This is a genomic window from Pseudomonas sp. NPDC086278, from assembly GCF_050280905.1.
Classification (GTDB): domain Bacteria; phylum Pseudomonadota; class Gammaproteobacteria; order Pseudomonadales; family Pseudomonadaceae; genus Aquipseudomonas.
On sequence record NZ_JBNNWE010000165.1, the window covers coordinates 1 to 6,235 of the forward strand.

General features: G+C 55.3%; 6 protein-coding genes, 3 tRNA genes and 3 pseudogenes. 6 read left to right on the forward strand and 6 right to left on the reverse strand.

All coding sequences use genetic code 11. From position 1 onward, the window contains the following. Window positions 1-66: 66 nt before the first annotated feature. Window positions 67-318 (forward strand): annotated as a pseudogene (locus tag ACQKP4_RS28015) (Arc family DNA-binding protein); the annotation flags it as partial. A gap of 104 nt (window positions 319-422) precedes the next feature. Here ACQKP4_RS28015 and mgtE read toward each other — a convergent pair. Continuing rightward, the gene (gene mgtE / locus ACQKP4_RS28020) at window positions 423-1,865 is read right to left on the reverse strand and encodes a magnesium transporter (protein ID WP_427637283.1); all 1,443 of its coding nucleotides are present in this window, start codon (window positions 1,863-1,865) and stop codon (window positions 423-425) included. A gap of 322 nt (window positions 1,866-2,187) precedes the next feature. Between mgtE and ACQKP4_RS28025 the strand changes: the two genes are divergently transcribed. Next, window positions 2,188-2,706: a cell envelope protein SmpA gene (locus ACQKP4_RS28025; protein WP_427637285.1), complete on the forward strand. Its 519-nt coding sequence runs from the start codon at window positions 2,188-2,190 to the stop codon at window positions 2,704-2,706. Window positions 2,707-2,725: 19 nt separating this feature from the next. Here the strand turns inward: ACQKP4_RS28025 and ACQKP4_RS28030 are convergent. From ACQKP4_RS28030 to ACQKP4_RS28050, 5 genes and pseudogenes are all read right to left on the reverse strand, one after another. Then, window positions 2,726-2,802 (reverse strand) — tRNA-Arg (locus ACQKP4_RS28030). Between the two features lie 71 nt (window positions 2,803-2,873). Further along, window positions 2,874-2,950, reverse strand: a tRNA-Arg gene (locus tag ACQKP4_RS28035). Window positions 2,951-3,058: 108 nt separating this feature from the next. Next, a tRNA-Ser gene (locus ACQKP4_RS28040) sits at window positions 3,059-3,149 on the reverse strand. 62 nt (window positions 3,150-3,211) lie between these two features. Further along, window positions 3,212-3,400, reverse strand: a complete 189-nt coding sequence (csrA, locus tag ACQKP4_RS28045) for a carbon storage regulator CsrA (RefSeq protein ID WP_002554426.1) — start codon at window positions 3,398-3,400, stop codon at window positions 3,212-3,214. A gap of 185 nt (window positions 3,401-3,585) precedes the next feature. Further along, window positions 3,586-4,011 (reverse strand): annotated as a pseudogene (locus ACQKP4_RS28050) (ACT domain-containing protein); the annotation flags it as partial. On the opposite strand from ACQKP4_RS28050, the gene rbfA reads away from it, so the two are divergent. The 4 genes and pseudogenes from rbfA to ACQKP4_RS28070 all read left to right on the forward strand — a co-directional run. Next, window positions 4,004-4,411, forward strand: a complete 408-nt coding sequence (gene rbfA / locus ACQKP4_RS28055) for a 30S ribosome-binding factor RbfA (protein WP_427637287.1) — start codon at window positions 4,004-4,006, stop codon at window positions 4,409-4,411. The pseudogene ACQKP4_RS28050 and the gene rbfA overlap by 8 nt on opposite strands. A 3-nt stretch (window positions 4,412-4,414) precedes the next feature. Then, window positions 4,415-5,332, forward strand: a complete 918-nt coding sequence (gene truB, locus ACQKP4_RS28060) for a tRNA pseudouridine(55) synthase TruB (protein WP_427637289.1) — start codon at window positions 4,415-4,417, stop codon at window positions 5,330-5,332. A 139-nt stretch (window positions 5,333-5,471) separates the two neighbouring features. Continuing rightward, window positions 5,472-5,741, forward strand: a complete 270-nt coding sequence (gene rpsO / locus ACQKP4_RS28065; RefSeq protein ID WP_003176135.1) for a 30S ribosomal protein S15 — start codon at window positions 5,472-5,474, stop codon at window positions 5,739-5,741. A gap of 195 nt (window positions 5,742-5,936) precedes the next feature. Beyond that, window positions 5,937-6,235 (forward strand): annotated as a pseudogene (locus ACQKP4_RS28070) (hypothetical protein); the annotation flags it as partial.

Here is a 6,235-nt window from a genome sequence, read left to right on the forward strand (position 1 = left end):
TGGCCGGTGTGACTATCGGCAAGGTCAGGGCAATCGATCTGGACCGCGACAGCTTCACCGGTCGGGCGTGAACGCATTGCCGAGGTGGCTCGCAATCATCATCGCAGCATGAACTCAGAAATCATTGCCCGCCTTGAGCAGAGTCTTATTCAGGAAGGTGCACTGGGCGAAGAGTTGAGCATGCGCCTGGACAGCCCGGAGCTGTCATTGCACGAACGCGAGCTATTGCAGCGCTTCCGCCAACTTTCCCACCGCCAGCAAAACGCACTTGTTTCGTTGATTGCCCATGATGCCGAAATGGCCGCCGACGCTTCCTGATCTAACCCGAAAGCTAGAGCCAGCATAATTGCTGGCTTTTTTTTGCCTGAAATCCGGCAATAAAAAACCCGCCAATTGGCGGGTTTCTTGATAGCTGTTGCACGTCACAGCAGGAAAATCGTCGCCAACCCCAGGAAGATAAAGAACCCACCGCTATCAGTCATCGCGGTGATCATCACACTGGCTCCCATAGCAGGATCACGCCCAAGTCGCGCCAGGGTCATAGGAATCAAAACCCCCATCAATGCGGCGAGCAGCAGGTTAAGCGTCATTGCAGCGGTCATCACCACTCCCAGCGACCAACTGCCATAAAGCAAGTAGGCCACAATGCCAATCACCCCTCCCCAGACCAGCCCATTGATCAGGCCTACCGCCAACTCCTTGCGCATCAGCCGCGACGTATTACCGGTACTAACCTGATCCAGCGCCATGGCCCGAACAATCATGGTGATCGTCTGATTACCCGAGTTGCCACCAATACCAGCCACGATCGGCATCAAGGCCGCCAACGCCACCAGTTTCTCGATGGAACCTTCGAACAGACCAATCACCCGGGAGGCGATAAACGCGGTAATCAGGTTAATCGCCAGCCAGGCCCAGCGGTTACGCAGGGACTTCCAGACTGACGCAAAAATGTCTTCCTCTTCACGCAAGCCCGCCATGTTGAGAACTTCGTTTTCGCTCTCTTCACGAATCAAGTCGACCATTTCATCGATCGTCAAACGCCCGATCAACTTGCCGTTCTTGTCGACAACCGGAGCCGAGATCAAGTCATAACGTTCGAACGCTTGAGCAGCGTCGTAAGCATCTTCGTCCGGGTGAAAACTCACCGGATCGCTGGCCATGACTTCAGAGACTTGTTTTTCCGGATCGTTGACCAGTAGACGCTTGATCGGCAGCACGCCCTTGAGCACGCCGTCGTAATCGACCACAAACAGTTTGTCGGTATGGCCTGGTAATTCTTTGAGGCGACGCAGGTAACGCAGAACCACTTCGAGACTGACATCCTCACGGATAGTCACCATCTCGAAGTCCATCAGCGCACCGACCTGCTCCTCGTCGTAGGACAACGCGGAGCGGACGCGCTCTCGCTGTTGGCCATCGAGGGTTTCCATCAACTCATGGACGACGTCTCGCGGCAGTTCGGAAGCCAGGTCCGCCAGTTCATCGGCGTCCATATCCTTGGCCGCAGCCAGGAGCTCGTGATCGTCCATGTCGGCGATCAGCGTTTCACGAACCGAATCGGATACTTCGAGCAGAATATCGCCGTCGCGATCAGCCTTGACCAATTGCCAGAGCGTCAGACGATCGTCGAGCGGCAGTGCTTCGAGAATATAGGCGACGTCAGCAGAGTGCAGATCATCGAGCTTGCGTTGCAGCTCAACGAGATTTTGGCGATGAACCAGGTTCTCGACCCGGTCGTGATGCGGACCCTCCTGACGATGAGTCAGGTCCTCGACCACCCGCTGACGGTGCAACAACTCAACAACCTGAGCGAGACGGTCTTGTAGGCTCTCTTGCGTTTTCTTTACTTCAACATCGGACATAGGCGAACTCCACTCCCAGCAGCGGGGCGCGCCGGAAGGATCAATCAGTCAATTCATGATTGTAAAAACGAGGTACTGAGTAACTACTGGGTAAGTCCATGGAGGTATTCCACAAGCCCCGGCGGGGCTGACGGGCGCAATGATACACCGCCCGACGGTTTTAAACGTTAAAAAATCGCGGCTGAAACAAGCGGTTGCAAGACATAGCTGAGTGCCGTCCTGATCTATCAAACTGCGACGACTCATTCAGAAAAGAAAAAACACACCCTCATCGAAAAATGTAGCAGCTACCCTTCAGATAGACCGTCATGGAGGACGTTTAATGCCATCGAGTACACGCTATATTTTCTTGCTCCCCCTGCTCTGCCTGCCACTCCTATCGCAAGCGGTCACTCTGCACCGCTGTGAAGCCCCCAACGGGAGTACCACCTTCACCACCCTAAGCTGTTCGGACGGGGAAAGCCTCTCACTGCAAGACGTGCGCAACTTTACGCCAGGCAGCGCTTCAGCACTGATGCCCGAGGTCGAACCAAGCGAAAGAACCAAAGCGAAGCTCAAGAAAAGGGAGCTCACCATTGTTGGCCAGCCAGAAGACAAATGTGGAAATCTGATCAACGCAAAACAACGTCGCGAAGCAATCATCAATCAGCGGATTATCGCCGGCATGTCTCAACAGGACGTCGAGAGTGCGCTGGGCAAGCCAGACAAGGTCAGTATCAGGAATTCATCCACGAGCTACCGCTACGACGCCAAGCGAGGCCGCAGCGCACAGATCGAGTTTGACGAAAAAGGATGCACCCAGGGGAAAGCCAAATCCCAGACGGCAAAAAGCCCGCGTTAAACGCGGGCTTTTTGGTGTTTGGTGCACTCGACAGGATTCGAACCTGTGACCGCTCGGTTCGTAGCCGAGTACTCTATCCAGCTGAGCTACGAGTGCATTTGTGTTTTTATACCAGATCACAACTGGTTGAAGCCAAGTCATTCACATTACTGCAGATGACTCTTAAATGGTGCACTCGACAGGATTCGAACCTGTGACCGCTCGGTTCGTAGCCGAGTACTCTATCCAGCTGAGCTACGAGTGCATTTGTTGCCGCGCATTATAGGCCGTCAAATCTTTTTGTAAAGCGCTTTTTTCTAGTAATTTCAACAACTTACCGAAGAAGCCAGATTACAACGTACTACGCAAATAATGGCGGAGAACGGGGGATTCGAACCCCCGACACCCTTTTGAGGTGTACTCCCTTAGCAGGGGAGCGCCTTCGGCCACTCGGCCAGCTCTCCGCAACACGGGGCGTATCTTAACCAACCTTTTCCCCGTTTGCAAACATAAAAAGCGATAAAAATTAATGGCTTGGTTCTTCGTCCTTCTCTTTCTTTATACGCAGGTAGATTTCCTCACGGTGAACAGCAACCTCTTTCGGGGCGTTGACACCGATACGCACTTGATTTCCTTTGACGCCGAGCACGGTCACGGTGATTTCGCCATCACCAATAATCAGGCTTTCTGCGCACCGACGAGTCAGAATCAGCATACCTTTCTCCTCACGCATTTCATTTCAGGGACAACAGTCTGCAAAAAAAAAGCACTCGACCTACAACCTGAAAGGTCATAGTCCTACATGCCTGAGTATTGACTAGCGCGAGCAAAAGAACAGCTCAGGGTCGCACCATTCAAAAAACAAAGGGCGCGGTCAGACCGCGCCCTTTGGCAGACGCATCACTCGCCTTGGCGAGCTGGCGCGTCCAGTTCGAAAGCTGTGTGCAGAGCGCGCACAGCCAGTTCCAGATACTTCTCTTCGATCACTACGGAGACTTTGATTTCCGACGTCGAGATCATCTGGATGTTGATGCTTTCTTTCGCCAGCGATTCGAACATGCGGCTGGCCACGCCAGCGTGAGAACGCATGCCGACGCCGACGATCGAGACCTTGGCGATTTTGATGTCGCCAACGACTTCACGGGCACCGATCTCGCGAGCGGTGTTTTCCAGCACAGTTTGTGCAGCCTGGAAGTCATTGCGATGCACGGTGAAGGTGAAGTCGGTGGTGTTATCGTGCGCAACGTTCTGCACGATCATGTCGACTTCAATGTTCGCGGCGCTAATCGGGCCGAGAATCTTGAATGCAACGCCCGGGGTGTCTGGCTCAAAAGAATACAGCCGTACCCAACGTATCGGCGATCAGATGCAGCGTGAGCTGGCACAGCTGATCCGTCGTGAAGTCAAAGACCCGCGCGTCGGCCTGGTCACCATTACCGCTGTTGAAGTCAGCCGTGACGTCGGTCACGCCAAGATTTTCATCACCGTGATGGGACAGGACAACGCCGAAGACATCGCACAAAGCATCAAGGTGCTCAACTCCGCCGCCGGCTTCCTGCGTATGCAGTTGGCTCGTGAAATGAAGTTGCGCAGCGTTCCTCAGTTGCACTTTCACTACGACGAAAGCGTCGTGCGTGGCGCGCACCTGTCGGCCCTGATCGAGCGTGCGGTGGCTGAAGACAATCAGCACCCGATAGCCGCTGAACCCGAAGACGCCAAGGAGTAATCGGTGGCTCAGGTCAAACGTATCCGTCGTAACGTCAGCGGTATTATCCTGCTCGACAAGCCGTTGGGGTTTACCTCCAACGCCGCGTTGCAGAAGGTTCGCTGGTTGCTGAACGCCGAAAAAGCCGGGCACACCGGCAGTCTCGATCCGCTGGCCACCGGCGTTCTGCCGTTGTGCTTCGGTGAGGCCACCAAGTTTTCGCAATACCTGCTCGATTCCGACAAGGCCTATGAAACCCTGGCGCAACTGGGCAAAACCACCACCACGGCGGATGCCGAAGGCGAGGTTTTGCAGGAGCGTCCGGTGACCGTTGGTCGCGCCGATGTCGAGGCAGCATTGCCGAAATTTCGTGGGCAAATCAGCCAGATACCGCCGATGTACTCGGCGCTCAAGCGTGATGGCCAGCCGCTGTACAAGCTGGCCCGTGCAGGCGAAGTAGTGGAGCGCGAACCGCGTTCTGTTACTATTGCGCGCTTGGAATTACTGGCCTTTGAAGGTGATACTGCGCGGCTTGCGGTGGATTGCAGCAAAGGCACCTATATCCGCACCCTGGTGGAGGATATTGGCGAGCAACTCGGTTGTGGCGCTTACGTTGCAGAACTGCGACGTACCCAGGCCGGGCCTTTCACGCTGGCGCAGACGGTTACGCTGGAAGAGCTGGAAGCGGTACATGCCGAAGGCGGCAACGAAGCGGTCGACCGCTTCCTTATGCCATCGGACAGCGGCTTGCTGGATTGGCCGCTGTTGCAGTTCTCGGAGCACAGCTCGTTCTACTGGCTTAATGGCCAGCCAGTACGGGCCCCGGACGCACCGAAGTTCGGCATGGTGCGGGTACAGGATCACAACGGTCGCTTCATCGGTATCGGTGAAGTGGGCGAAGACGGGCGTATCGCGCCGCGTCGACTGATTCGGTCGGAATGACCGAAACCAGTCTGTGTAACAGCAGGCTGGCGAGGGTGGCTGTCAACAGGCACGGTCACTACTCATTTTTAGATACAGGGATTTGTCCCTGGCCTGTTGAAACCGTCCCTGGATGGTTTCCTGATAAAAGGATTGCCTCATGGCTCTCGACGTTCAAGAAAAAGCTCAAATCGTAGCTGACTACCAGCAAGCTGTTGGTGACACCGGTTCGCCAGAAGTGCAAGTTGCACTGCTGACCCACAACATCAACAAGCTGCAAGGTCACTTCAAGGCCAACGGTAAAGATCACCACTCCCGTCGTGGTCTGATCCGCATGGTAAACCAGCGCCGTAAGCTGCTGGACTACCTGAAAGGCAAGGATCTGGGCCGTTACCAGGCTCTGATCGGTCGCCTGGGTCTGCGTCGCTAATCAGCGATTGCGCTAGAGGTTGGTTGTCTGCCGTGTGTCAGTGGGTTTCCCGCTGGCGCATGGCAGGCTCCCAGCCTCAAGTTTTATCTGGATACACGTTTTACCCTGGACAGGCGTTGGGCCGACTCCCGACATTGCCCAAGAATTTCGCAAGAAGACAAGTTCCCCAAGAGCCACAAAAGAAGGTAGGACACCGTGAACCCGGTAATCAAAAAATTCCAGTTCGGTCAGTCGACCGTTACCCTCGAGACCGGCCGTATCGCCCGTCAGGCCTCCGGCGCAGTATTGGTCACCGTTGACGACGACGTCAGCGTATTGGTGACCGTAGTCGGTGCCAAGCAAGCCGATCCAGGCAAGGGCTTCTTCCCTCTGTCCGTTCACTACCAGGAAAAGACTTACCCGCTACAGCACCGACCCGTCGATGGGTGGCGCGTACCTGGCTTTCGGTCCGGGCCAGATCAGCAAGTACTGGCGCTTGTGGGAACGTCCGCTGC

Bases quoted from the DNA above. Each gene is read 5' to 3' on its own strand.
- mgtE (WP_427637283.1), bottom strand. From the start codon at position 1,865: ATGTCCGATGTTGAAGTAAAGAAAACGCAAGAGAGCCTACAAGACCGT.
- ACQKP4_RS28025 (WP_427637285.1), top strand. From the start codon at position 2,188: ATGCCATCGAGTACACGCTATATTTTCTTGCTCCCCCTGCTCTGCCTG.
- csrA (WP_002554426.1), bottom strand. From the start codon at position 3,400: ATGCTGATTCTGACTCGTCGGTGCGCAGAAAGCCTGATTATTGGTGAT.
- rpsO (WP_003176135.1), top strand. From the start codon at position 5,472: ATGGCTCTCGACGTTCAAGAAAAAGCTCAAATCGTAGCTGACTACCAG.